General features: G+C 55.6%; 23 protein-coding genes. 15 read left to right on the top strand and 8 right to left on the bottom strand.

Annotated elements, in window-relative coordinates; all coding sequences use genetic code 11:
- The first annotated feature begins 1 nt into the window (after position 1).
- The 4 genes from hisC (at position 2) to rpsA (ending at position 5,842) form a co-directional block, all read left to right on the top strand.
- On the top strand, positions 2-1,114 hold the full coding sequence (gene hisC / locus DXT77_RS25705; protein WP_119429686.1) for a histidinol-phosphate transaminase: 1,113 nt from the start codon (positions 2-4) through the stop codon (positions 1,112-1,114).
- Between the two features lie 28 nt (positions 1,115-1,142).
- On the top strand, positions 1,143-3,350 hold the full coding sequence (locus tag DXT77_RS25700) for a bifunctional prephenate dehydrogenase/3-phosphoshikimate 1-carboxyvinyltransferase (RefSeq protein WP_256663047.1): 2,208 nt from the start codon (positions 1,143-1,145) through the stop codon (positions 3,348-3,350).
- Positions 3,347-4,036, top strand: coding sequence for a (d)CMP kinase (cmk, locus tag DXT77_RS25695; protein WP_007950916.1), 690 nt, complete (start codon positions 3,347-3,349; stop codon positions 4,034-4,036). The genes DXT77_RS25700 and cmk overlap by 4 nt, the downstream gene beginning before the upstream one ends.
- A gap of 120 nt (positions 4,037-4,156) precedes the next feature.
- On the top strand, positions 4,157-5,842 hold the full coding sequence (gene rpsA / locus DXT77_RS25690) for a 30S ribosomal protein S1 (RefSeq protein ID WP_007950918.1): 1,686 nt from the start codon (positions 4,157-4,159) through the stop codon (positions 5,840-5,842).
- A gap of 212 nt (positions 5,843-6,054) precedes the next feature.
- On the opposite strand, the gene DXT77_RS25685 is transcribed toward rpsA, so the two are convergent.
- The gene (locus DXT77_RS25685; protein WP_119429684.1) at positions 6,055-6,462 is read right to left on the bottom strand and encodes a GtrA family protein; all 408 of its coding nucleotides are present in this window, start codon (positions 6,460-6,462) and stop codon (positions 6,055-6,057) included.
- A gap of 320 nt (positions 6,463-6,782) precedes the next feature.
- Between DXT77_RS25685 and DXT77_RS30195 the strand changes: the two genes are divergently transcribed.
- From DXT77_RS30195 to DXT77_RS25630, 11 genes are all read left to right on the top strand, one after another.
- Positions 6,783-7,061: a hypothetical protein gene (locus DXT77_RS30195; protein WP_119429683.1), complete on the top strand. Its 279-nt coding sequence runs from the start codon at positions 6,783-6,785 to the stop codon at positions 7,059-7,061.
- A 149-nt stretch (positions 7,062-7,210) separates the two neighbouring features.
- Positions 7,211-7,504, top strand: coding sequence for an integration host factor subunit beta (gene ihfB / locus DXT77_RS25675; protein WP_119429682.1), 294 nt, complete (start codon positions 7,211-7,213; stop codon positions 7,502-7,504).
- 27 nt (positions 7,505-7,531) lie between these two features.
- A complete protein-coding gene (locus tag DXT77_RS25670; RefSeq protein ID WP_119429681.1) occupies positions 7,532-7,771 on the top strand; it encodes a LapA family protein in 240 nt (79 codons plus the stop codon).
- A gap of 226 nt (positions 7,772-7,997) precedes the next feature.
- Complete coding sequence (gene rfbB, locus DXT77_RS25665) at positions 7,998-9,074, top strand: dTDP-glucose 4,6-dehydratase (protein WP_119429680.1); 1,077 nt, start codon at positions 7,998-8,000, stop codon at positions 9,072-9,074.
- Positions 9,071-9,964: a dTDP-4-dehydrorhamnose reductase gene (gene rfbD / locus DXT77_RS25660; RefSeq protein ID WP_119429679.1), complete on the top strand. Its 894-nt coding sequence runs from the start codon at positions 9,071-9,073 to the stop codon at positions 9,962-9,964. The genes rfbB and rfbD overlap by 4 nt, the downstream gene beginning before the upstream one ends.
- Positions 9,961-10,851, top strand: a complete 891-nt coding sequence (gene rfbA, locus DXT77_RS25655; protein ID WP_119429678.1) for a glucose-1-phosphate thymidylyltransferase RfbA — start codon at positions 9,961-9,963, stop codon at positions 10,849-10,851. The genes rfbD and rfbA overlap by 4 nt, the downstream gene beginning before the upstream one ends.
- 60 nt (positions 10,852-10,911) lie before the next feature.
- Positions 10,912-11,835 carry a glycosyltransferase family 2 protein gene (locus DXT77_RS25650; RefSeq protein WP_119429677.1) on the top strand — a complete coding sequence of 308 codons (924 nt, stop codon included), beginning with the start codon at positions 10,912-10,914 and terminating at the stop codon, positions 11,833-11,835.
- Entirely contained in the window at positions 11,832-12,794 is a 963-nt protein-coding gene (locus DXT77_RS25645; RefSeq protein WP_119429676.1) for an SDR family oxidoreductase, read from the top strand. The genes DXT77_RS25650 and DXT77_RS25645 overlap by 4 nt, the downstream gene beginning before the upstream one ends.
- On the top strand, positions 12,791-13,804 hold the full coding sequence (locus DXT77_RS25640) for a glycosyltransferase family 4 protein (protein WP_119429675.1): 1,014 nt from the start codon (positions 12,791-12,793) through the stop codon (positions 13,802-13,804). The genes DXT77_RS25645 and DXT77_RS25640 overlap by 4 nt, the downstream gene beginning before the upstream one ends.
- A 55-nt stretch (positions 13,805-13,859) precedes the next feature.
- Complete coding sequence (locus DXT77_RS25635; RefSeq protein WP_119429674.1) at positions 13,860-15,602, top strand: LTA synthase family protein; 1,743 nt, start codon at positions 13,860-13,862, stop codon at positions 15,600-15,602.
- Entirely contained in the window at positions 15,602-15,955 is a 354-nt protein-coding gene (locus DXT77_RS25630) for a hypothetical protein (protein ID WP_119429673.1), read from the top strand. Before DXT77_RS25635 ends, DXT77_RS25630 begins: the two co-directional genes overlap by 1 nt.
- 111 nt (positions 15,956-16,066) lie before the next feature.
- Here the strand turns inward: DXT77_RS25630 and DXT77_RS25625 are convergent, their stop codons facing one another.
- From DXT77_RS25625 to DXT77_RS25595, 7 genes are all read right to left on the bottom strand, one after another.
- Positions 16,067-18,529: a hypothetical protein gene (locus DXT77_RS25625; RefSeq protein WP_147407026.1), complete on the bottom strand. Its 2,463-nt coding sequence runs from the start codon at positions 18,527-18,529 to the stop codon at positions 16,067-16,069.
- A gap of 57 nt (positions 18,530-18,586) precedes the next feature.
- A complete protein-coding gene (locus DXT77_RS25620) occupies positions 18,587-19,582 on the bottom strand; it encodes a glycosyltransferase (protein WP_119429671.1) in 996 nt (331 codons plus the stop codon).
- A 293-nt stretch (positions 19,583-19,875) separates the two neighbouring features.
- Positions 19,876-20,976 (bottom strand): glycosyl transferase, encoded by a 1,101-nt coding sequence (locus tag DXT77_RS25615; RefSeq protein ID WP_119429670.1) that lies wholly within the window; start codon positions 20,974-20,976, stop codon positions 19,876-19,878.
- Positions 20,976-22,076 carry a non-hydrolyzing UDP-N-acetylglucosamine 2-epimerase gene (gene wecB, locus DXT77_RS25610; protein WP_119429669.1) on the bottom strand — a complete coding sequence of 367 codons (1,101 nt, stop codon included), beginning with the start codon at positions 22,074-22,076 and terminating at the stop codon, positions 20,976-20,978. The genes DXT77_RS25615 and wecB overlap by 1 nt, the downstream gene beginning before the upstream one ends.
- A gap of 35 nt (positions 22,077-22,111) precedes the next feature.
- A complete protein-coding gene (locus tag DXT77_RS25605) occupies positions 22,112-22,489 on the bottom strand; it encodes a GtrA family protein (protein WP_119429668.1) in 378 nt (125 codons plus the stop codon).
- A gap of 2 nt (positions 22,490-22,491) precedes the next feature.
- On the bottom strand, positions 22,492-23,454 hold the full coding sequence (locus tag DXT77_RS25600; protein ID WP_119429667.1) for a WxcM-like domain-containing protein: 963 nt from the start codon (positions 23,452-23,454) through the stop codon (positions 22,492-22,494).
- Positions 23,444-24,379: a glycosyltransferase family 2 protein gene (locus DXT77_RS25595; RefSeq protein WP_119429666.1), complete on the bottom strand. Its 936-nt coding sequence runs from the start codon at positions 24,377-24,379 to the stop codon at positions 23,444-23,446. The genes DXT77_RS25600 and DXT77_RS25595 overlap by 11 nt, the downstream gene beginning before the upstream one ends.

Genomic DNA, 24,379 nt, shown 5'->3' with positions numbered 1-24,379 from the left:
AATGAGTGGCAACTTCCTTGCTCTGGCACAGCCGGGCGTGCAACAACTTTCGCCATACGTGCCGGGCAAGCCCGTGGACGAACTGGCGCGCGAGCTGGATCTGGATCCGGCAAGCATCGTCAAACTGGCGAGCAACGAAAACCCGCTGGGCGCGAGCCCGAAAGCGCTGGCCGCAATCCGCGAAGCGCTGGACGAGCTGACCCGTTATCCGGACGGCAACGGTTTTGCCCTGAAATCCCTGCTGGCCGAGCAGTGCCGCGTCGAGCTGAACCAGGTGACCCTGGGCAATGGCTCCAACGACATTCTCGAGCTGGTGTCGCGCGCCTACCTGGCGCCGGGCCTGAATGCGGTGTTCAGCGAGCACGCGTTCGCGGTCTACCCGATCGCGACCCAGGCGGTCGGTGCTCAGGCCAAGGTCGTTCCGGCCAAGGATTGGGGGCATGATCTGCCGGCGATGCTGGCGGCCATCGACGCCAACACACGCGTCGTGTTCATCGCCAACCCGAACAATCCGACCGGCACCTGGTTCGGCGCCGAAGCGCTGGACGAGTTCCTGCAGGACGTGCCGGAGCATGTGCTGGTGGTGCTGGACGAGGCCTACATCGAATACGCCGAAGGCAGCGATCTGCCGGATGGCCTGGATTTTCTCGCGGCTTACCCGAACCTGCTGGTCTCGCGCACCTTCTCCAAGGCCTACGGTCTGGCGGCGCTGCGCGTTGGCTACGGCTTGTCCACGCCGGTCGTGGCAGACGTGCTGAACCGCGTACGTCAGCCGTTCAACGTCAACAGCCTGGCTCTGGCGGCGGCGTGTGCGGCGCTGAAGGACGAGGAATATCTGGCGCAGAGCCGTCAGCTCAACGAGTCCGGAATGCAACAGCTGGAGGCGGGTTTCCGCGAGCTGGGCCTGAGCTGGATTCCGTCCAAGGGTAACTTTATCTGTGTCGATCTCGGTCAGGTGGCGGCTCCAGTGTTCCAGGGCCTGCTGCGCGAAGGCGTGATCGTGCGTCCGGTGGCCAACTACGGCATGCCGAACCATCTGCGGGTGACCATCGGTCTGCCGGCGGAAAACAGCCGCTTCCTCGAAGCGCTGCGCAAGGTTCTGGCTCGTGGGTGATGTCACTGCGCTGCAATCTGCTGCACCTATGATCGGGCGCCTGGTGGTGGTCGGTCTGGGGTTGATCGGTGGTTCGTTTGCCAAAGGCTTGCGTGAAAGCGGCGTGTGCCGCGAAGTGGTCGGGGTCGATCTCGACCCGCAATCGCGCAAGCTGGCGGTCGAGTTGGGCGTGGTGGATCGCTGTGAAGACGACCTGGTGGCGGCTTGCCAGGGCGCGGACGTGATCCAGTTGGCGGTGCCGATCCTGGCCATGGAAAAAGTGCTGGCCCGTCTGGCCGGCATGGATCTGGGGCAGGCGATCCTGACGGACGTCGGCAGCGCCAAGGGCAATGTGGTGCGTGCGGCGACCGAAGCGTTCGGCGGCATGCTGGCGCGCTTCGTGCCGGGTCATCCGATTGCCGGCTCCGAGCAGAGTGGGGTGGAAGCCTCCAACTCAGAGCTGTTTCGTCGTCACAAGGTGATTCTGACCCCGCTGGAGCAGACCGATCCGGCTGCGCTGGCGGTGGTCGATCGCCTGTGGCGCGAGCTGGGCGCCCACGTCGAGCACATGCAGGTAGAGCGTCACGACGAAGTGCTGGCCGCGACCAGTCATTTGCCGCACCTGCTGGCCTTCGGTCTGGTCGATTCGCTGGCCAAGCGCAATGAAAACCTTGAGATCTTCCGTTACGCTGCGGGCGGTTTTCGCGATTTCACAAGAATCGCCGGAAGCGACCCGGTCATGTGGCATGACATCTTTCTCGCCAACCGCGAGGCTGTCCTGCGCACACTCGATACATTTCGCAGCGACCTCGACGCTTTGCGCGACGCGGTCGATGCAGGGGATGGGCACCAATTGTTGGGCGTCTTCACGCGCGCCCGGGTTGCCCGCGAGCATTTCAGTAAAATCCTGGCCCGCAGGGCCTATGTGGACGCTATGAATTCCAACGATCTGATCTTCCTGGCTCAACCTGGTGGCCGCCTGTCCGGTCGGATTCGCGTACCGGGTGACAAATCGATTTCCCACCGTTCGATCATGCTCGGCTCCCTGGCTGAAGGCGTCACCGAAGTCGAAGGCTTCCTCGAGGGCGAAGACGCTCTGGCGACCTTGCAGGCGTTCCGCGACATGGGCGTGGTCATCGAAGGCCCGCATCACGGCCGCGTGACCATCCACGGAGTCGGCCTGCACGGCCTGAAACCTGCGCCGGGCCCGATCTACCTGGGCAACTCCGGTACTTCGATGCGCCTGCTGTCCGGCCTGCTGGCCGCGCAGGACTTCGACAGCACCCTGACCGGTGACGCTTCGCTGTCCAAGCGTCCGATGAATCGCGTCGCCAACCCGCTGCGGGAAATGGGCGCCGTGATTGAAACCGCTGCCGACGGCCGTCCGCCGATGACCATTCGTGGAGGCCACAAGCTCAAAGGCCTGACCTATACAATGCCAATGGCCAGTGCCCAGGTGAAATCCTGCCTGCTGCTGGCGGGTCTGTATGCCGAAGGCAAGACCACTGTTACCGAGCCAGCACCGACTCGCGACCACACCGAGCGCATGTTGCGCGGCTTCGGCTATTCGGTGGGCGTCAACGGTGCCACTGCATCGGTCGAGTCCGGCGGCAAGCTGACTGCGACCCACATTGAAGTGCCGGGCGATATCTCGTCGTCGGCGTTCTTCCTGGTGGCGGCGTCGATTGCCGAAGGTTCGGAGTTGGTGCTCGAGCACGTTGGCATCAACCCGACGCGTACCGGTGTGATCGACATCCTGCGTTTGATGGGCGCCGACATCACCCTGGAAAACCAGCGTGAAGTGGGTGGCGAGCCGGTTGCCGACCTGCGCGTGCGAGCAGCTAAACTCAAAGGTATCGAGATTCCGGAAGCGCTGGTCCCTCTGGCCATCGACGAATTCCCGGTACTGTTCGTGGCGGCAGCCTGTGCCGAAGGGCGCACCGTGCTGACCGGCGCCGAAGAGCTGCGGGTCAAGGAATCGGATCGTATTCAGGTCATGGCGGACGGTTTGCTGGCGCTGGGCGTCAAGTGCGAACCGACCCCGGACGGCATCATCATCGACGGCGGCCAGATCGGCGGCGGCGAAGTGCACGGTCATGGCGATCACCGCATCGCGATGGCTTTCAGCGTGGCCTCGTTGCGCGCCACCGCACCGATCCGAATCCATGATTGCGCCAACGTCGCGACATCGTTCCCGAATTTCCTGGCGCTGTGCGCGCAGGTCGGCATTCGTGTGGCGCAAGAGGCTCAGTCGTGAACAACATTGCTCCGGTCATCACCATCGATGGGCCAAGCGGCTCGGGCAAAGGCACCGTAGCCGGGATTCTGGCCAAGCGACTGGGCTGGAATCTGCTGGACTCCGGCGCGCTTTATCGCCTGCTGGCGTTTGCTGCACACAATCATGGTGTCGACCTGACCAATGAAGAGCTGCTGAAGAAACTGGCCGCTCATCTGGATGTGCAGTTCATCGCAGCGACCGACGGTCAATTGCAGCGCATCATTCTGGAAGGTGATGAAGTCAGCGATGTCATCCGCACCGAGAGCGTCGGTTCCGGCGCTTCCCAGGTGGCTGCGTTGCCAGCTGTGCGCGAGGCGCTGCTGCAGCGCCAGCGCGCGTTCCAGGAAACACCGGGCCTGGTGGCCGATGGTCGTGACATGGGAACGGTGGTATTTCCGAACGCGCCGCTGAAGATTTTCCTGACCGCCAGTGCCGAGGAGCGGGCTCGCCGTCGATATTTGCAGTTGAAGGGCAAAGTCGAGGGTGTTAGTCTGTCGAGTCTGCTAGATGAGATCCGTGCGCGCGACGAGCGTGATACCCAGCGAGCGGTGGCCCCGCTCAAGCCGGCGGCCGACGCCATACAGCTGGATTCCACGGAGTTGTCCATCGATCAGGTGCTTGAACGCATCATGAGCGAGATCGCCATTCGCGATATCGCCGGGTGACCAAGAAGGCCACAGGGGACCAGTCATAGTCCTGTGGTGCTTCTTTTTAATGAAACTAACCCACATCGTCTGGGATGTGGAGATGGGCGTACTTTTTCGCCCTAATCAACAGGAATTAAAATGAGCGAAAGCTTTGCGGAACTCTTTGAAGAAAGCCTAAAGACCCTGAACCTTCAGGCAGGCTCCATCATCACCGGTGTTATCGTTGATATCGATTACCAGGCTCGCTGGGTAACCGTTCACGCTGGCCTGAAGTCCGAAGCACTGATCCCTCTGGAGCAGTTCTACAACGACGCTGGCGAACTGAACATCAACGTCGGTGACGAAGTTCACGTTGCTCTGGACTCGGTTGAAGACGGTTTCGGTGAAACCAAGCTGTCCCGTGAAAAAGCCAAGCGCGCTGAATGCTGGATCGTTCTGGAAGCAGCCTTCGCAGCTGAGGAAGTGGTCAAGGGCGTTATCAACGGTAAGGTTAAAGGCGGCTTCACTGTCGACGTTAACGGCATCCGTGCGTTCCTGCCAGGTTCCCTGGTTGACGTCCGTCCAGTGCGCGACACCACGCACCTGGAAGGCAAAGAGCTGGAATTCAAGGTCATCAAGCTGGACCAGAAGCGCAACAACGTTGTCGTTTCCCGTCGCAGCGTCCTGGAAGCCGAGAACTCCGCCGAGCGTGAAGCTCTGCTGGAATCCCTGCAGGAAGGCCAGCAAGTCAAAGGTATCGTCAAAAACCTCACCGACTACGGCGCATTCGTCGACCTGGGCGGCGTGGACGGCCTGCTGCACATTACCGACATGGCTTGGAAGCGTATCAAGCACCCTTCCGAAATCGTCAATGTTGGCGACGAGATCGACGTCAAGGTTCTGAAGTACGATCGCGAGCGCAATCGTGTTTCCCTGGGCCTGAAGCAACTGGGCGAAGATCCATGGGTTGCTATCAAAGCCCGTTACCCAGAAAGCACTCGCGTTACCGCTCGTGTAACCAACCTGACCGACTACGGCTGCTTCGCTGAGCTGGAAGAAGGCGTTGAAGGTCTGGTACACGTTTCGGAAATGGACTGGACCAACAAGAACATCCACCCTTCGAAAGTCGTACAAGTCGGCGACGAAGTGGAAGTCATGGTTCTGGACATCGACGAAGAGCGTCGTCGTATCTCCCTGGGCATCAAGCAGTGCAAGTCGAACCCATGGGAAGACTTCTCTGGCCAGTTCAACAAGGGCGACAAGATCTCCGGCACCATCAAGTCGATCACCGATTTCGGTATCTTCATTGGTCTGGACGGCGGCATCGACGGTCTGGTTCACCTGTCCGACATCTCCTGGAACGAAGTGGGCGAAGAAGCCGTACGTCGTTTCAAGAAAGGCGACGAGCTGGACACCGTTATCCTGTCGGTTGACCCGGAGCGTGAGCGTATCTCCCTGGGTATCAAACAACTGGAAAGCGATCCGTTCTCCGAGTACGTCTCGGTTAACGACAAAGGCGCAATCGTTACTGGCACCGTGAAAGAAGTTGACGCCAAAGGCGCCATCATCGTTCTGGCCGACGATATCGAAGCGACTCTGAAAGCCTCCGAAATCAGCCGTGACCGCGTTGAAGACGCGCGCAACGTTCTGAAAGAAGGCCAGCAAGTAGAAGCCAAGATCATCAGCGTTGATCGTAAGAGCCGCGTAATCCAGCTGTCGATCAAATCGAAAGACGATGCTGAAGAGAAAGAAGCCATCCAGAGCCTGAAAGCAGCTCCGGAAGGCGAAGCAGCTGACACCACCATGGCGGCACTGCTGCGTCAAGCAATGGCCAAACAGAACTGAGTTCTGTCTGATCATTAAAAAAGGGCGACTTCGGTCGCCCTTTTTTGTGCCTGCGATTTGAGTATTTTTGCGAGGGTGGTAGTGCTTTTTCGGTGTGGAGTGAATGAGCTTACATGTAGTGAGGTGAGTTGGCGGGGCGGTAAGGGGGGGGGGCTTGGGCAGGCTCTGCGTCTTCGAGTAAGGACTGCCCGAAGACGTATTGTCCGGAAAGCTTACTGAGTGCCTTTTGAGTCGGCTGCTGCTTCGGGTAAAGCTTTCTTCTTGAAGATGGCGACTTTGCTGATCCAGTAATTGATCACCAGGCAAGCGGCGTCGGCTACAAATTTGGCTAGGGCGGGCGGAGTGATAAATGCCAGCGCCAGGCCAAACAGGCCTGAGTTGACCGGGATGTTGATGGCTACTAGCGAAAAATAACTGATTGCCTGGGTGTGTCCACTGGTTTGAGTCGACTGAAAAGTGAAGTGTCGATGCAGGAAGAAGCCGAAAACGGCAGAAATAAGCTTGCTGCCAATATTCGCCAAAATGTGCTGGCCGTCGAGCACGTAGGTAAACAGGAGAAATGCGCTCATATCCAGAGCGTAGGCTAAAAGCTGGACGGCCATGTACTTTGCAAAGGTCAAGTTGCTTTCTTCCTAAAAAATCAGCATGTCGTGGATTTTTGGGGGGAGGCTTAGGCAGATGGCGGCGTGTGCGCCGATGTCTCAAGCCGGATTTTTCCAGGGAGGCAGTATATCCGATACTGCATCTTTCCTGAGGTGTCGGATTGGCTACCGGGCTTGCGCGGTCAAGGGGCCTGAGCTCGCGTGATCGTTCGACGAAACAACAGGAAACCAACTGGCGCCATCTACGGTCTGTTGATAGCAGTGAGATTTCAGAATCCAAGGCTAGGCTGTAATGAGTAGCGAATAGCAGTCGGTCGGTGTGCGGCACAAGGAAATGAATGAACAGACTTATGGTTGTACTGGTGGTTCTAGTGTTGTCAGGGTGTGCCACTAGCGCAAAGACACATGCTGTACGAGGCGTCAGTGGTATCGAGGTCGACTGTTCTGGATTGGGTAGTGGCTGGGAGAAATGTCACAAGAGGGCGGCGAAGGAGTGCAAGTTGGCAGGGTACAAGGTTGTGGCCAGATCCGATGAAGCAAAGGAAGACGAGGAGTTTCCGTTCGGCTTCAATCCAGCAGGTTACTTGACGCGGACTATGCTGGTGATCTGCCGCTAGGTCGTGGTGATCGACGTTTTTACCGGGCTCGAATGTCGCCACTGACAGTGCGTTGGCAGATATGTCAACCCTCGGGCTGTTCAAATTCATTCTGGCGTGCTAAAACCTTCAAAGCGCTGATCTAGCTGCTTGAAAAAGAAGGGAAAAATATGACGAAGTCGGAGTTGATCGAACGAATTGTCACCCATCAAGGGCTACTCTCATCCAAGGATGTGGAGTTGGCCATCAAGACCATGCTTGAGCAAATGTCCCAATGTCTTGCTACTGGTGATCGAATCGAGATCCGTGGCTTTGGCAGCTTTTCGTTGCACTATCGCGCCCCCCGGGTTGGTCGCAACCCGAAGACCGGTCAGTCGGTCAGTCTGGATGGCAAGTTCGTTCCGCATTTCAAGCCCGGCAAAGAGCTGCGTGATCGCGTGAATGAAGAGGAGGATGAGATTTGATGTTCATCGCCACACGAGGAGCCGCTCATGCATAACTTCAAGCGGTTGCTTCTAGGTGTCTTTGTCCTGTTGCTGGTATTGCTGATCCTGGCTTTCGTGCTCGAGAATCAGCAAGTTGTTTCGCTGATGTTCCTTGGATGGTCCGGCCCGCAATTGCCGGTCTCTATGGTCGCGGTTCTGGCGTTTCTGATCGGGATGGTTATCGGGCCGATCATCGGGTGGATCCTGGGACGCTCGTACAGAAGGGTACGCAAGCCTCTTGTCTGAAAGCGACAAGCCCGGGGCAACCATCGAATTTGCGTCGCTGCCTGTCCATATCCATTAGTAAAACATTCATTAAGCTGTAAAATGCAGCCCTTGTTCGTAGGTGGCAATCTCCCACCTCGATTCAGACTGACTCTGACAGATGCCTCATAGTTGAAGGCCTCTGCATTCATGGATTAGACAGCGCTCGGTTGGCAGCCCTGTCAGCAGCTCAAGGGTGTGGTTTCGCGTGAAAATTCTAGTAACCGGCGGTGCCGGGTTTATTGGCTCGGCAGTCATTCGTCATATCATTTCCAATACTACCGATTCTGTCGTTAACGTCGATAAACTGACTTACGCCGGTAATCTGGAGTCATTGGCCGAAGTCAGCCAGAACCCTCGTTACGCGTTCGAGCGTGTCGACATCTGCGATCGTGAGCAGATGGACCGTGTGCTGCAACAGCACCAACCCGATGCAATCATGCATCTGGCGGCCGAATCCCACGTTGACCGTTCGATTTCCGGCCCGTCCGAATTCATTCAGACCAACATCATCGGCACCTACACACTGCTGGAAGCGTCCCGCCAATATTGGGCGACGCTTGAGGGCGCACGCAAGGCAGCCTTCCGCTTCCACCATATTTCGACTGACGAAGTTTATGGTGACCTGGAAGGTCCGGAAGATCTGTTCACCGAAACCACACCTTACCAACCCAGCTCGCCATATTCGGCGAGCAAGGCCAGTTCCGATCACCTGGTTCGCGCCTGGGCCCGTACTTATGGTCTGCCAACGCTGGTCACGAACTGCTCGAACAACTACGGTCCGTGCCATTTTCCTGAAAAGCTGATCCCGTTGATCATCCTCAACGCTCTGGAAGGCAAGCCACTGCCGGTTTACGGCAAGGGCAACCAGGTTCGCGACTGGCTTTACGTCGAAGACCACGCCCGTGCGCTTTACAAGGTCGTGACCGAAGGCGTTATTGGCGAGACCTATAACATTGGCGGCCATAACGAAAAGCAGAACATCGAAGTGGTCAATACGCTTTGTGCGTTGCTTGACGAGTTGCGGCCTGATTCCGCTCACCGTCCACACGCGAGCCTGATCACCTATGTTCAGGATCGGCCCGGGCACGATCAACGTTATGCGATCGATGCGAGCAAGATCCAGCGCGAGCTGGGCTGGACGCCGGCCGAGACATTCGAAAGCGGTATCCGCAAAACGGTTGAATGGTATCTGAACAACACCGAATGGGTGGCTCACGTGAAAAGCGGCAGCTACCAGCAGTGGATTGACCAGAACTATACGGATCGCTCGAACAAGGCATGAATATCCTCTTGTTGGGAAAAAACGGCCAGGTCGGCTGGGAGCTGCAGCGCTCCCTGGCACCACTCGGTCAATTGATCGCCCTGGATCGTCATCCGGTGGATGGCCTGAGTGGCGATTTGTCGGACCTCGACGGCCTGCGCGCAACGATTCGTCAGGTCCGGCCCGACATTATCGTCAATGCGGCCGCCTATACGGCAGTTGATAAAGCCGAGACGGAAACGGAGCTCGCCGACCGGGTGAATGGCCAGGCGACTCAGGTCTTGGCCGAAGAAGCGGCCACCTTGGGCGCTTGGCTCGTTCACTACTCGACCGATTACGTCTTCAGCGGTCAAGGCAGCACAGCCTGGAAAGAATCGGATGCCGTTGCGCCCGTGAACCACTATGGCGCGAGCAAACTGGCCGGTGAGCGGGCCATTATCGATTCCGGCTGCAAGCACCTGATCTTCCGTACCAGTTGGGTCTACGGTGCTCGCGGCAACAATTTTGCCAAGACCATGTTGCGCCTGGCCAAGGATCGCGAAAGCCTGAATGTGATCGCCGACCAGATCGGCGCTCCTACCGGGGCTGACCTTATTGCCGACGTAACGGCGCTGGCCCTCGGACAAGCTTTGCAGCGGCCTGAACTGGCCGGGCTTTATCATCTGGCGGCAGGCGGCGAAATCTCCTGGCATGGCTATGCCAGCCATGTGATTGCGTTTGCAAAGGCCAACGGCGAAGAGCTTGCCGTCACCTCGATCAGTCCCATCGATACGACGGCCTATCCCACGCCAGCCCGTCGACCTCTGAATTCTCGTCTGAATACTCAGAAGCTCCGCGCCAATTTTTCTCTACACTTGCCGGATTGGCAAAGTGGTGTAACCCGAATGCTTATGGAAGTTCTGAACAAATGACCACGACAAATCGTAAAGGCATCATCCTCGCAGGCGGTTCAGGCACTCGCCTGCATCCCTTGACCCTGGGTGTCTCCAAGCAGATGTTGCCGATCTACGACAAACCGATGATCTTTTATCCGTTGTCGGTGTTGATGCTCGCGGGCATGCGCGAAATTCTGATCATCTCCACGCCTGAAGATCTGCCGTGCTTTCGCAAGTTGCTCGGCGACGGCAGCGTTTACGGGATCAAGCTGACCTACGCAGAGCAACCGAGCCCTGATGGTCTCGCGCAAGCGTTCATCATCGGTGAGGAATTTATCGGCGAGGACCCTTGCTGCCTGATCCTGGGCGACAATATCTTCTATGGTCAGCACTTCTCGGACAATCTTCGTTCGGCCAGCAGCCAGGCGAGCGGCGCCACCGTTTTCGGCTACCACGTGTCCGATCCCGAGCGTTTTGGTGTTGTCGAGTTTGATGCCACCGGGCGTGCACTCAGCATTGAAGAGAAACCGGCCAAGCCAAAATCCAGCTATGCCGTGACTGGCCTGTATTTCTACGACAATCAGGTCGTGGAGATCGCCAAGAACATCAAACCGTCCGAGCGCGGCGAACTTGAGATCACGGACGTAAACCGTGCTTACCTCGAGAAAAACACCCTGAATGTCGAAATGCTTGGCCGTGGTTTCGCGTGGCTGGACACCGGTACTCACGACTCGTTGCTGGAGGCCAGCCATTTCGTGCACACGATCGAGCAGCGTCAGGGCTTGAAAGTCGCGTGTCTCGAAGAGATTGCCTACAACAACGGCTGGATCACCGGTGCGCAACTCGGTGAACAGGCCGAACGCCTGAAGAAAACTGGCTACGGTCAGTATCTGCAGAAGCTGCTTGATTCCGGCTCTCGCTGATTGCCGAGCACAAGTCTTAACAGCCCCGGTGCTCACATTGTGCAAGCAGGAACGGCAGCCATGCCCGCAGGATCTCCACGAGTCGCAGTTCTACTGGCTGCCTACAACGGAATGCAATGGATCGAGGAGCAGTTGCGCTCGATCCTCGATCAGAAGTCAGTCGATGTCACGGTCTTCATCAGTGTCGATACTTCGACTGACGGGACTGAAGCGTGGTGTGCGGCTTACGCTGCCACCCACCCCGGTATCGTGCTTCTGCCCCCGGCGGGCGCCTTTGGTGGCGCATCGCGCAACTTTTTCCGGTTGATACGCGATGTTGACATCGAAGAATTCGAGTTCATCGCTTTTTCAGATCAGGACGATGTCTGGCACCCCGATAAACTGCAGCGTGCAGTGCAACGGCTGACGGAGCAGGGGGTAGATGCCTACTCCAGCAACGTCACTGCGTTCTGGAGCGATGGCCGGACTCGACTGCTGGACAAGGCGCAGCCGCAGGTCGCCTGGGATTTTCTGTTTGAGGCTGCAGGCCCGGGTTGCACCTATGTGATGAGTCGGGCACTGGGCCAGCCACTCAAGGCGACAATGCTCGAAAACTGGGCTGCGCTGCAGTCCGTCAGTCTGCACGACTGGTTCTGTTATGCATTTGCCCGCAGCCACGGTTTTCGCTGGTTCATCGATTCGGTACCCTCCATGGACTACCGTCAGCATGAGCGCAACCAGGTGGGCGCCAATACCGGGCTGAGTCCCTTGATTGCGCGCTACAAAACGATTCATGACGGCTGGTGGTTCACTCAGGTGCAATTGATCGCACGTCTTGTCGGTCAGGATCGGGACGCCATTGTCGGATCCTGGTTGGCATTGGGTCGGCGGCAGTTGATGAAGTTGTCATTTTCCGCCCGGCAGTGCCGGCGCAGGACCCGCGACAAGGTCTTCTTCTTTTTTATCTGTTGGGTCACTGCACTGATGGGGAACCAAAAGCGATGAATACCCCGAAAGTATTGGTGACGGGGGCGGGCGGATTCGTCGGTGAAGCTTTGGTTTTCAGGCTCTTGCTGGACAAACGGTTCACTCCGGTGGCCACGGCGCGCAGCAGCACCCGGTTCGGCGGGTTGTGCAGCGTGCGGCCGCTGGATCTTGCTGTCCCTCAGACGTTTCCCGTGCTGGAGGGGGTGCAAGTGGTGGTTCATGCGGCTGCCCGTGTGCATGTGATGCACGAAACAGCCGTCGATGCCTTGTCGGCATTTCGTGAAGTCAATGTGCAAGGCACGCTTCGACTGGCGCGACATGCAGCCGATTCGGGAGTCAAGCGCTTCATCTTCATCAGCTCGATCAAGGTGAATGGTGAAGGCACCGAGCGAGGCAAGCCATTCACCGCCGACGATCCGGCCCATCCGACAGATCCCTATGGCGTATCCAAGTTCGAAGCCGAAGAGGCTTTGAAGGCGCTTGCGCGTGCAACAGGAATGGAGGTGGTTATCATCCGCCCACCGCTGGTTTACGGACCGGGTGTAAAAGCCAACTTCCTGAGCATGTTGAACTGGCTCGACAGAGGTATTCCATTGCCGCTCGGCGCCATCGATAACCGGCGAAGCCTCGTCAGTATCGGCAATCTGGTGGACCTGATCGTCACCTGTCTGACGCATCCGGCGGCGGCCAACCAGACATTTCTGGTCAGTGATGGTGAGGATCTGTCCATCAGCGGCTTGTTACGGCGACTGGCTGCAGCACTCGGGAAAAAGGCTCGCCTGATTCCAGTACCCCAATGGGTGCTGAATACCGGAGCATTGTTATTGGGAAGACAGGCTGTCGCCCAGCGGGTCTGTGGATCATTGCAGGTCGACATCAGTAAAAACCGGGAATTGCTTGGATGGGTTCCACCCATTCCGGTTGAAAAAGCCTTTCGCCAGACTGCAGCCCATTATCAGGACTCGCAAACGAAATGAATTATTGGTGGTTGCTTCTTGCTGTCTTCGTTGTTTCCTGTGGGTTGACGTGGGTACTGCGCCGTTACGCGCTGGCTAAAAGCCTGATGGACATACCGAACGAGCGCAGTTCCCACTCGACCCCGACACCTCGCGGTGGTGGTGTAGCAATTGTCCTGGCCTTCTGCGCGGCAGCGCCCGTTCTCGCAGGGCTGGGGCTGCTGAGCCCGGCGGATCTGTATGGTTTGCTGGGTTCCGGCCTGATTGTCGCGGTCATCGGCTTTGCCGACGATCACGGGCACATTGCTGCAAGGTGGCGTCTGCTCGGGCATTTCATTGCCGCCGGTTGGGCTCTGTTTTTTCTGAGTGGTCTGGCCCCGGTTTCCTTCTTTGGACTGGTGATCGACCTGGGATGGCTGGGCAGTGCGCTGGCACTGATCTATCTGGTGTGGATGCTCAACCTCTACAACTTCATGGATGGCATCGACGGTCTGGCCAGTGCCGAGGCGGTTTGTGTCTGCCTGGGGGCGGCGCTGGTTTATTGGCAAACGGCCCACCTGGAACTGATTTGGGCTCCCGTTGTTCTGGCGGGCGCAGTCGCAGGCTTTCTGTGCTGGAACTTTCCACCGGCGAAGATTTTCATGGGAGATGCCGGCAGCGGCTTTCTCGGCATCATTCTTGGCGTTCTGGCCCTCAAGGCTGGCTGGGCAAACCCGGAACTGCTGTGGAGCTGGATGATCCTGCTCGGCGTTTTCATGGTAGATGCCACCTTCACGTTGGTGCGGCGACTGTTACAGCGCCAGAAGGTCTATCAGGCGCATCGAAGTCATGCGTATCAGCATGCCGCGCAGAGTTTTGCGAGTCACAAAAAGGTCACCCTCGCCGTGGTGGTGATAAATGTGGCCTGGTTGTTGCCTATGTCGATGTTGGTTGCGGGAGGTGCGTTGTCTGGACTTCTCGGTGTGGTGCTGGCCTATCTGCCGCTGGTAGGGTTGGCGATTTACTTTAACGCTGGCGCAGTAACGCGGTAACCGGCCTCCATGGGGGCAGTTTCGTGCTTATGCTTGAAAAGAAGTGTTGGAATTTATGATTGAAGGTTCAAAGCGTTCAGGGGCATTTCTGTTTTTGCTGGTGCTTCTCTGGGCGGCCATCTGGTGGATGGATCGCTACTCTCTGGGATTGCAGTTCAGTGCATACCTGTGGTCGGTGGGGGCTGTCGGCAATGCTCTGCCCTTTGCCACTTTGTTTGTGCTTCTACTGTTGTTGACCAACCGTCTTTACCTGTCGTTTTTTCTCGCATTGGCAACAGGTGCGTTACTCTATTTCATAAGTTTCAAGAAATACCAGAGTTTGGGTAAACCTCTCTCAGGTGATGATTTCTTGTTACTGCAATATCTTGATAGCAGTGCGCTGGAATTGTTTGCCTCGTACGTAAAGCTTCGCTGGGTCGTGTTGGCTGGAGGGTTGGGCGTTTTTTTTGTCGCTCTTATGGCCTATCTGGATAATCCTTTTTTTCAGAGAAAGTCGATTGCCCGTAAATGCAGCGTGGGACTGTTGATCATCACTCTCTCGGGGATCTGGTATTTCAAGGGTATAGAAACAATCTACGAATTCAATCGCATGCGTTTTTCCTGGTCAAACCCGATCAGTACTCTGCATGCGGGACTGGTGTCCAAGATCATCTATGGCGAGATCAAAAAGTCTCAGTCAAATGACATGCCGATCAGCGCCGCTGAAATAAACAATGTGCTGCAGAAAAACAACAGTTGCATGCAGGCTTCGGCTTCAGCCAATTCATCACTTGCGGTTGTGCATCCGGATATTATTGTGATTCAAAGCGAATCATTTTTTGATCCGGACATCCTGCAAGGCGTTGAGCTTCCGAACAACTTGTTGCGCAACCTTCGCCAGTTGAAGACCGCCGGAGCAGTGGGACAAATGAAAGTCCCGACGTTTGGCGGTGGAACGATCCGGACCGAGTACGAGGTGCTCACAGGTATTGATCTCGCGGCCTATCCTCTGGTTCAGTTTCCCTATTTCGAGGTCCGTACGCCGAAGATGAACAGCCTGGCCTCCGAGGTCAAGGAAAACGGCTACGAGGCTATCGCGATTCACGGTAACGCGGGTTCGTTCTGGAATCGTACGAAGACATTCAAGCTGGCAGGCTTCGACAGGTTTCTTACGGCCGATGATTTTCCCTCGGATGCCGAACACGACGGGGCCTATCTTTCCGACAAGAGCATGACCGATCTGGTCATTACGCAATTGTCGAAGGCCGATCATCCAAAGTTCATTTTTGCTATCAGCATCGAGGCCCATGGCCCTTATACGATTGGTTCGATCAAGGACGCGGCCGTTCGCGACGCCATTCCCGTGCCGTCAGGTTTGAGTGCCGAAGGTGCCGAGGAATATCGGAACTACATTTATCATATCGATAATGCGGACCAGCAATTGGGCCGCCTGAAAAACTATCTCGACGCACGCGGCAAACCCTATGTTCTGGTGTTTTATGGAGATCATCTTCCCGGACTTGGCGGGGTCTATGAGACGCTTGGTTTCAAAAACGGGGCAGCGGCAACCGATCAGACGGTACCCTGGATCATCACCAGCAATAGCTCACAAAATACCTCTTCGATCGACACTTCCTGGAAGCTCGGGCCTGCGTTGTTGAAAGAGGCTGGCTTGTCAGTGTCGCCTTACTTCCACCTCGTCAACTGTCTGGAGGCCGTATCAGAAGTTACAGGTGCGGAGCCTGAGTTTTACTCAGTCGCTCGAGCTCAAACTCAAGGTCGACTGGGTGATTATGTTTCTGCCGGGGAGAAACAGTAATGAAATGGTTACTTCTTCTTGTGGCAGGTGCTCTGACTCTGCCGTGGTACATGTCCAGGGGCATCGAGTTTGAAGTGGACCCTCAGGTTTTTTCCAATTGCGACTTGCCGGCAAACGTCTCTACGGTTCGCTGGAACGTGGCCAGAGAGAGCGTGCAATCGGTAAGGGTTTTCGTCAATTCGGTCAACACTCCGGAAAATTTATGGGCCAGCGGTGAGCCTCAGGGCGAGATGAAAACCGGGCCTTGGGTAGCTGATGGGCTGACATTCACATTAAGGGATCAAGCCGGCGAAGTCCTGGCAAAAAGAACCGTACAGACCACACGCTGCCTTGCCAACAACGCAGGGCAATAGATCCTGGTATGAGGCTATGAAAGCCGATCATTTCAATCGTAAGTGCTAAAAGAAAACCCTGGGGACCGAGTTGTCGGTCGCCAGGGTTTTTTCTTTATTGGCAGGTGTTACTCAAGGGCGGACAACACCGACAGTCAGATCGACTACGTTGACGGTATCCCGGTCCCTGGCGGTAATGTAGACATTGCCTGAGGTGGCACCCACCGGAATCGGAAGCGTCTCCGAGAACGTAACCCGTCCCTGGCTGCAGGGTATGAGCTTGTAATAAACAGGCTGCACGTTCCAGTTGATTTGAGCGATGAATGAACCCGTGTTGCTGGAGCATTCAAACGTCACTTCATACTTGGCAGATCTGGAGTTTTGCGTGTCGATAGTGGAAACGACTTTTGGAGTGGTGTCCGCCGTAAAACCCTGGCTGGTCGCGATGTCTTTCACTGAGTCGGACTGGTTTCGGAGATTGTAGACGGTCTGATAGTCGATTTTGTCCTTCGAGAGTTTGTACAGAATGATAGGGCCCAATTGATAAACAGGCTGTCCATGCATCGTCAGGTAGCCAAGCATTGCCTGACGATTTGGCAGGCTGGTTGCAAACGATGAGTTCCAGATCACGTACTGTACTTTCCACTTTTCGATGATCGCCGCGATATCGTCAGTGTTCTTTACGAGGCCGAATGCTCTGGTTTGAGAAGGAGAATACCAACTGATGTAAATGGGCTGGCCTCGCAACGTTGCGCCAAACGAAGCGCTCACGTCGTATAGCACCACTGGATTGTTGGTGTTGCTGTTCAAGTAGGCTGTAATGGCCTTGGACGGTGCTAGCTGCTCCGTAAGGCTGGACTTCTCGACATCAGTGAAGGCGTCTTGCGCAGGCGTTGTAAGAAACCACGCAATGCCCGGCAGGAAGTAGATATTCACGGCGATAAAAAACATGAATACCCATCGAGTGACGCGCTTTGCGGTGCCGGACACCGCAAGCATCAGGCATCCGAGTACGACGCTGGCGAGAGGCAAGATGGGGAACAGGTAGCGCCAGTACTGGGTCGCAGAGAACATGACCAGACCGAATCCGACTGTCGGCAAAACCAGAGCGAATTTGATGGAGTTGTTGAGCCTCCTGCTTGCAATCAGCGTCATCAGACCCAGAGGTAACAAGTACAGATACTGGAAGCCGGCAACAAAATTCAGCGACTCATAATGTTTGCTGGTGTTGTAGAACAGCGCCCAGAAACTTTGCAAAGTAAACCCCTTTTGATAAAGAGGGTCGGCAAAGTTTACCAGGGGGTAATAAGGTGACTTGAAAATCTCGTTGTAGAGAGGGAAAAAAGGATTGCCGCTGGTTATCCAGGAAAAGCCATAAGACTGCAGGGCGGAAAAGCTGGATATGCCAATCAACACAGTGCATGCGAGTACTGGATGCTCAGACTTTTGCAGGGCAAAGTGATCTTTTTCCTTGAGAAAGACAGGGATGTATGCAGCGATGAGCAATGCGCCCAGCACCATGCCTGGGAGCTTTGTCGCCGAGCATAGCGCGGCGACTGAAACGATCGCGATCAACTTTGAGGCGGCGGCGTCCGTCTCGGGTTCCAGCAGGATTTTTACAGCGCTGGTAGCCAGGAACGCAAGGAACAACTCGGTCTGCAAGTAGATCAGCAAGGGCGCGATGATCGGGGTGCTGCAGAAGAGCAGTACCACCAACAGACTGTCACTGCTGTTCTTGAGCAACGAGCGTGTAAGCGACCAGACCGTGTAGATAAGTAGGGTTGTAAAGGTAAGGTTAAGCCCTCCCCTTGCATCTGCGTTGGCAATGATAGAGACGATCGAGTGCAATAGATCAAAGGCAAACGGGGCAACCGACCAAATCTGTTGCTGTATGTTGAAGCTGAAGGCTCGTGTATTCGCAAGTTCCGTCCACATCCTCAGGTGCAATACATTGTCATCGCTGCCTATGGACGGAAAAAAGGCAAACTGCAATACATAGCCGATGATGAATGTGCAAACGATCACCGAGCGAAAGGAGAGCCTCTGGATAAGATCGGAGCCACTGCTGATGCGGCTGCGCAAAGCACTGGACAGACCTCTTCTGAACGAAGGCTGTGTGAGTGCGAGAAACGGCGCAAACAAAATCCCGAAGTAGAGCAGGCGAGTGTTGATTGGAAAGTGAATAAGCGTGCTGAACAAAGCTATGTATAGCGTGATGCCAACCAGTATTGCCCGCAGGGAGTGGGTCTTTGTCTCATCTGCAGGAGAAACAAAGCCAAGCGCCCACCTGCCAAGAATGTAAGACGAGGAAATAAACAGAAGTGCGGACAGTGTTTCTTGAGGGCCTGTACCCAAGGCTGCAAATAAGAATAGACCACCTATAAGAACGTGGTTTGAATATTTGTATCTTGTGAATTTCAATAAGGCAGCCAGAGTTAGTAACATGCCTGCCCAAGAATACAGATCGCTGAGCAGCGAAATATTCCAGTAAAAGGGAAACGATTCCGAGTAATGAGCCACCAAGGCAGGAATGCTCGCTGCAAGCAGCAATAACAAGCCTGTCAGTACATATGAAAGTTTTTTTGTTTCAGGCATCTTGAAAACGACCAAGTAGCGAAAAATGTTTGCGTGGGATTGGGCTTGTTGGAAACGTCAATCTTTGCATTGGTCACGGCCATGGTTTTTGAACTGCACCTTCAGGTGAAAAGGTCGGTGCGGAACGGCGGCAACATCGTGTCCGATAAATGCAAGTATGAATTGAGTTCCAAGGATGATTGGCAGAGCCGATAGCATCACGGTGCCGGCAGGTGTTGGAACGCCTGAATCCATGGATGAAATCCAGTGGCTGACACCAAATACAGTACCGGCGGCAAGCATCAGGACGCCCAGTGGCAGTTCGATGGACGCCAGCGACATGTTTCTCAAGTAGTAATTGTAAAAAATACGCTTGGACAGATTTCTCAGGTGTTTGGCGAGGAACTCGCCGACAATCTTCGAGATCTTCAGATTGCTTTCTTCTTCGCCATATTTGGCATCCATTGGAATGTCGATTACAACGGCTCTCAACGTGTTCAGGCGAAAGAGAATGTCGGTCTCGAAGAAGTAGCGATTGCTGATTTTGTGAAAGGGCAGGTGTTTCGCAACATCTCGATGAATGGCAGTAAAACCGTTGGTAGGATCAAACAGGTCCCAATACCCGGAAGACAGTTTCGTCATGAAAGAAAGAACGGCATTGCCAAACAAGCGCATTTTCGGCATGGCGTGAATTTCTTCAAGATCAAAGAAGCGGTTGCCTTTGGTGTAGTCGGCTTCGCCATCGATAATCGGCGCCACGAACTGCTTGATCAGGCGCGGATCCATTTGTCCGTCGCCATCAACTTTTACAATGATGTCCATCCCGTCTTGAATGGCGGCGGCATAACCGTTCATGACGGCGCCTCCTACCCCAAGATTGACCGGGTTGTGGAGTATTGTGACGCGCAGATCGGTGCAATGCTCGCTGACGTATTTCCCTGTTTCTTGCGGGCAGCAATCATCGACTACATAAATGCGATTTACTTCAGGTCCGATTTTAGAAATGACATCCAGTATTTGACCTTTGACTTTGAAGCTGGGAATTACCACCGCAATTTTTTGTAGCGTTTCCACCGTTTACTCCCTTTCGAAACCGGAACCACAGTTCAGACTGCTGGCATGACTGCCCGCATCTTAGTCGGTTCACCGTCGAAGGTCACTGTCTTTAAGGGTGAAAAATCAGGTCGGAGGAGGTGGTTAAAAGGGAGTTTTGACTTGAGAGGTCAGGATGTTTTTAACCGTTGGGTTAAAACATTGATGAGGGGCTGGATCTTCGGGATGATTGTTGCAATTAGTGTGTCGTGATGAAGGGAATTGAGCTCGCCATGATCTGTCGACAAATCATGGCATGAGCTCGCATCACGGGTTCAAATCAAAGCAGTACTGGCGAAGCGGGCTTCCCAGCTGTTTTCCTGTTTGAATTGTTGGGAGAGTGCAGCCGAGTGAGTGTATTCAAGCGCGCTGGCTACTGCGGCGTTGAAGTCAGAAGGAGAATCGCAAAGATAGACCCCCTCTTGATCGCCGCGATAAGCCATTTCGCCAAAACTGGTCGAGAGAATGGGCAAGCCCAGCGCTCGATACTCGTAGTACTTGATCGGGTCTACCGATGAAGTCAGTTCGTTGTGCAGAAACGGAATCAGTGCAACGTCGAACGACAGCATTCTTTCCAGAGCATCTTTGTGGCTGCACGGCGGGAAGAACGTGATGTTCGGCGCGAGCTTCAAATCGGTCGGATTGAAGACCGGGCCGATGACGTGAATCTGATCTTCAGGTCGGCTTTCTGCCAGGCTAATCAACCATTTCCAGTCAAACCATGCGCCTACAGTGCCCACGTAGCCAAATACCGCTGGCGAACGCTTGGCGGTGGAGTTCTTGGCCGCCGGCAGCAGCGCAACGTCGAGTCCATTCGGGACGAACTTGACGTGCGAACGGTGGCTTTCCCACTTTTTTCTCAGCTTCGTCGAAGATGCCAGCAAGTGGGTGGTCCTGCGGGCGATCTCCAGCTCGCGACGCGCCATGGCATTTTTCGACAGGCCGGAATAGAACGTTGGAAAGTCATCCATCGCGTCATACACGGAGGGATGGTCTTTCAGCAGATCCAGGACCTTGAGGGCCAATACAGTGGGCTTGCCGATGACAAGCATTGTATTGCCCTCATTTGCGAACGACTGAACTGTTTTCAGCAATTCACCCCAGCAAAAGCTGCCGTTGATCAGGCCCGAGCCCGGCAGCGGTTCAATCGGTAGTGCCTTTGGCTTGAGCACGGTCAGCCACGGCTCAAGGTCGCCGCTTTCCGTTTGATCGCTCACGCCAATCTTTTTGAAGTCCGCCAGAACAGGAAAGCGGCTGGGGTAAGGATCCAGCCACAATACTTCACCGCCTGTTGTTGCATGGAACCATCGAGCGAACTTTTGTGGTCGCTGAGCAAAACTGGACCAGGGAACAGGCGATAGATAGACCAGACGCATTAACGGCAGTGCTCTTTCAGAACCGCGACAATGCGCTCTGCACCTTTGCCGTCGCCGTAAGGCGATACGCCTCGGGCCATCGCTTTGTACGCTTCAGGGCTGTCCAGCAGGGTCTGGGCTTCTTTCAGAATTGGCTCGTAGTTCGGGCCGACCAGCTTCACGACACCCATTTCCACCGCCTCGGGCCGTTCTGTTTCATCACGCAGAACCAGAACAGGGATGGCCAGTGCTGGCGCTTCTTCCTGAACACCGCCCGAATCGCTGATGATCAAGTACGCTTTTTTCATTGCGGCAATGAACGGTGCGTAATCCAGCGGCTCGCACAGCTTGATGTTCGGGATGTTGCCGAGAATCTCATGGGCGACGTCCTTGACGTTCGGGTTCGGGTGCACCGGGTACAGAATCTGCACGTCCTGATTGCGTTCAGCGAGCGTCTTGAGGGCTTTGCAGATATTGCGGAACGGTTCGCCGAAGTTCTCGCGACGGTGAGAGGTCACAAGAATCAGACGCTTGGAATCATCGAGCTCAATGCCCAGTTCCAGGTCTTTCCTGGCCGTCATCAACAGTGCGTCGATCACGGTGTTGCCTGTCACGGTAATGTCCTTTTCCGGGATGCCTTCGCGCAGCAGATTGTTTTTCGAGCTTTCAGTCGGGGCGAAATGCCAGCGGGTCAGGCGACCTGCAAGTACGCGGTTGGCTTCTTCCGGGAACGGGTTCTGTATGTCGCCGGTGCGCAGGCCGGCTTCGACGTGGCCGAACGGGATGCGGTGATAAAAGGCCGCCTGAGCCATGGCCAGTACGGTGGTGGTGTCACCTTGGGCCAGCACTACGTCAGGTTTTTCGGCCAGCAGGACTTTGTCGAGCTCCAGCAGAAGACGGGCGTTGAGCGTCGTCAACGTCTGGTTTGGAAGCATGATGTCGAGGTCGATGTCAGCCTTGATGCCGAAGAAATTCAACACCTGATCCAGCATGTGGCGATGTTGAGCAGTGGCCAGTACCCGTACCTCTGCCCATGGCTGTTCTTTGAGCGCAAGAATGACAGGCGCCATCTTGATAGCTTCCGGGCGTGTGCCGACGGTGCAGATAATCTTCATTTTCATAGTGTTTCCTATGCAACATCCACTGAATTTGGGGCCTAGGCCCGCCGCAGGAGCCAGCGTGTCAGCAGAAAGGTAATGGGGACGGTAACGAGGATGACGATCAGCGGTGCAAACAGTTGATCAATGCCAAGAAATTCGACGACGAAACCGAGAATTATGGCGGATAGGAGATACTGAATCAAATACACCAAAGGAAAGGCCATGAAGCCTTTCCAGCTGATGGGTGTATTGAAAACGATCGTCGAATTGAACCAGTACGAGAAAACGATACCCACTGCAAAAGCCAGCGCATAGGCGATCTGGTAGGGCAGGATCACTTGCAGACCAAAGTACAGGGCATAGGTGAATGCGGTATTGATACCGCCACCGATGACAAACTTTACCAGGTCAACAAGCGACCTTTTTTCCGGCATGGTCAAACCTGCTTTCCCGACTGCACCAGCTTTATGAAGTCGCCGTAATCCCTGATGTAATCGGCCGAGTCGTAATAGTCTGAAGCAAAAACCAGCAACATGGCGTCGGAAGAGTATTTGTATTGAACGCCCCATGTCAGCGGAGGCAGGTACAACCCCATGTTGGGACGGTCAAGGGTGATCTCCTCGCGCGTCTTTCCATCATCCACGGCCACGCGGATGCTGCCTCTCACGGCAATCAGGAACTGATGGCATTCATGGTGGGCGTGCTCACCCCGGGTGTTGGCCGTAGGGACGTCATACACCAGGAAGTAGCGTTTGGGGCTGAACGGTATTTCCCGCTCGAATTCGCCGACCGACAGGCTGCCGCGCAAATCCGGAACTGCCTTGAACGTGTGAAGCGTCACACCCGAAACGCTGGTGCTGATGACGGCGGGTGTATCGGATATCGGCGCGAGGGTGCTCTCGTTGGCCGCGCCGGTCGCGCCTTCAGTGTAACCGATGATTTTTGCCGGATTGCCGACAACGATGGCGAAAGGCGGAACCGAGCGCGTCACCACAGCGCCGGCGCCAACCATCGCGCTCTCGCCGATGGTCAATCCAGGGAGAATCGTGGCATTGGCGCCGATGGTGGCCTTGCTTTTGACGACGGTGCGCAGGAACTCTTCAGGGTACTGCTTGCTTCTTGGGAAGCGGTCATTGGTGAACGTCGCGTTCGGCCCGATAAAGACATCGTCCATGATCTGAATGCCGTCCCACACCTGGACGCCGCACTTGATCGTGACGCGATCACCGATGACGACATCGTTTTCTATGAAGACGTTATCGCAGATGTTGCAGTCGGCCCCCAGTTGCGCGTTTGGCAGAACGTGAGCAAAAGCCCAGATTCGGGTGTTCTTGCCGACGCGGGAAGTTTCGCAGAGTCCCTTGGGGTGGACAAAGTAGTCGGCGTTTTCATTTTTCATGATTGAAACTCTCAGTCCGCATCGGAATGGCGAGCGGCCTTGCCTTGGTGTTTTCGTAGGTACGCCACGCGTAGGACCCCACAATGCCCAGGCCGAACAGGTTCGCCGCACCCAGGAACACGATGACATTGATGGTCATTGCGTAACCTGAAACGGTGATCAGGCCCGCCAGACGAGCCAGGGTCACCGTCAGGCCGAAGGCGGCCGCCAACACAGTGGTCACGCCGCCGAGGCGAGTCAGCAACCTGATGGGCAAGTCCGTGAACGCGAAGACACTGTCCATCATGTAGTTCACTTTTTTGGAGAAGGTCCATGCGGACTTCCCGTGCTCGCGCTTTTGCCGTGTATAGGCAATGACATGGCGACGGAAGCCGAGCCAGAAAACCTGGGCGACCAGCGAGCTGTGTCTTTCGTCGAGGGTCAGTAACGTATCGCGAAACGCCTTGTTGCAGCCAAACACGTCAACACCGCCTTCCGGCATGCTCGAAACGACGTAGCGGCGATAAAGGCTCCAGAAAACCCTCGACGCCAGGCGAGTGAAGAACGGATCCATGCGAGCCTCTCGGACACCCAGTACCACGTCGTACTCGCCGCCAAGCAGCGCGGCATTCATTTCCAGAACAAGTTCGGGTGGCTCTTGAAGGTCGGCCGCCATCACGGCGAAGCGTTGCCCGCGGCCTTTTTCCAGGCCTACGCGTATGGCCGCAAACGAGCCGAAGTTGCGTGACAGCAAAACGAGTTGTGATTCGAACTGCTGCCGGGGCAGGGCTTCACGAAGGATTTCGTAGCAGCGGTCCGGGCTTCCATCGACAACAAAAACAGCCTCGAAATCTCCCGCCAATTTGCTGTTCAGGCCTTCGATGGCTGCCAGCAAATCGGGCAAGGAGCCTTCATTCTTGTAGACGGGAATAACGAGCGTCAGCAA

This window comes from Pseudomonas sp. 91RF, from assembly GCF_003576265.1.
Taxonomy (GTDB): domain Bacteria; phylum Pseudomonadota; class Gammaproteobacteria; order Pseudomonadales; family Pseudomonadaceae; genus Aquipseudomonas; species Aquipseudomonas kribbensis.
This window is presented reverse-complemented; position numbering and strand designations above follow the sequence as displayed.

Excerpts from the sequence above, each read along its gene's own strand:
- rfbA (WP_119429678.1), top strand. The coding sequence starts at position 9,961 with ATGACCACGACAAATCGTAAAGGCATCATCCTCGCAGGCGGTTCAGGC.
- DXT77_RS25700 (WP_256663047.1), top strand. The coding sequence starts at position 1,143 with ATGATCGGGCGCCTGGTGGTGGTCGGTCTGGGGTTGATCGGTGGTTCG.
- rfbD (WP_119429679.1), top strand. The coding sequence starts at position 9,071 with ATGAATATCCTCTTGTTGGGAAAAAACGGCCAGGTCGGCTGGGAGCTG.
- DXT77_RS25670 (WP_119429681.1), top strand. The coding sequence starts at position 7,532 with ATGCATAACTTCAAGCGGTTGCTTCTAGGTGTCTTTGTCCTGTTGCTG.
- wecB (WP_119429669.1), bottom strand. The coding sequence starts at position 22,076 with ATGAAAATGAAGATTATCTGCACCGTCGGCACACGCCCGGAAGCTATC.
- DXT77_RS25600 (WP_119429667.1), bottom strand. The coding sequence starts at position 23,454 with ATGAAAAATGAAAACGCCGACTACTTTGTCCACCCCAAGGGACTCTGC.
- DXT77_RS25615 (WP_119429670.1), bottom strand. The coding sequence starts at position 20,976 with ATGCGTCTGGTCTATCTATCGCCTGTTCCCTGGTCCAGTTTTGCTCAG.
- DXT77_RS25635 (WP_119429674.1), top strand. The coding sequence starts at position 13,860 with ATGATTGAAGGTTCAAAGCGTTCAGGGGCATTTCTGTTTTTGCTGGTG.
- DXT77_RS25625 (WP_147407026.1), bottom strand. The coding sequence starts at position 18,529 with ATGCCTGAAACAAAAAAACTTTCATATGTACTGACAGGCTTGTTATTG.
- ihfB (WP_119429682.1), top strand. The coding sequence starts at position 7,211 with ATGACGAAGTCGGAGTTGATCGAACGAATTGTCACCCATCAAGGGCTA.
- rpsA (WP_007950918.1), top strand. The coding sequence starts at position 4,157 with ATGAGCGAAAGCTTTGCGGAACTCTTTGAAGAAAGCCTAAAGACCCTG.
- DXT77_RS25645 (WP_119429676.1), top strand. The coding sequence starts at position 11,832 with ATGAATACCCCGAAAGTATTGGTGACGGGGGCGGGCGGATTCGTCGGT.
- DXT77_RS25630 (WP_119429673.1), top strand. The coding sequence starts at position 15,602 with ATGAAATGGTTACTTCTTCTTGTGGCAGGTGCTCTGACTCTGCCGTGG.
- hisC (WP_119429686.1), top strand. The coding sequence starts at position 2 with ATGAGTGGCAACTTCCTTGCTCTGGCACAGCCGGGCGTGCAACAACTT.
- DXT77_RS30195 (WP_119429683.1), top strand. The coding sequence starts at position 6,783 with ATGAACAGACTTATGGTTGTACTGGTGGTTCTAGTGTTGTCAGGGTGT.
- DXT77_RS25605 (WP_119429668.1), bottom strand. The coding sequence starts at position 22,489 with ATGCCGGAAAAAAGGTCGCTTGTTGACCTGGTAAAGTTTGTCATCGGT.
- DXT77_RS25650 (WP_119429677.1), top strand. The coding sequence starts at position 10,912 with ATGCCCGCAGGATCTCCACGAGTCGCAGTTCTACTGGCTGCCTACAAC.
- DXT77_RS25640 (WP_119429675.1), top strand. The coding sequence starts at position 12,791 with ATGAATTATTGGTGGTTGCTTCTTGCTGTCTTCGTTGTTTCCTGTGGG.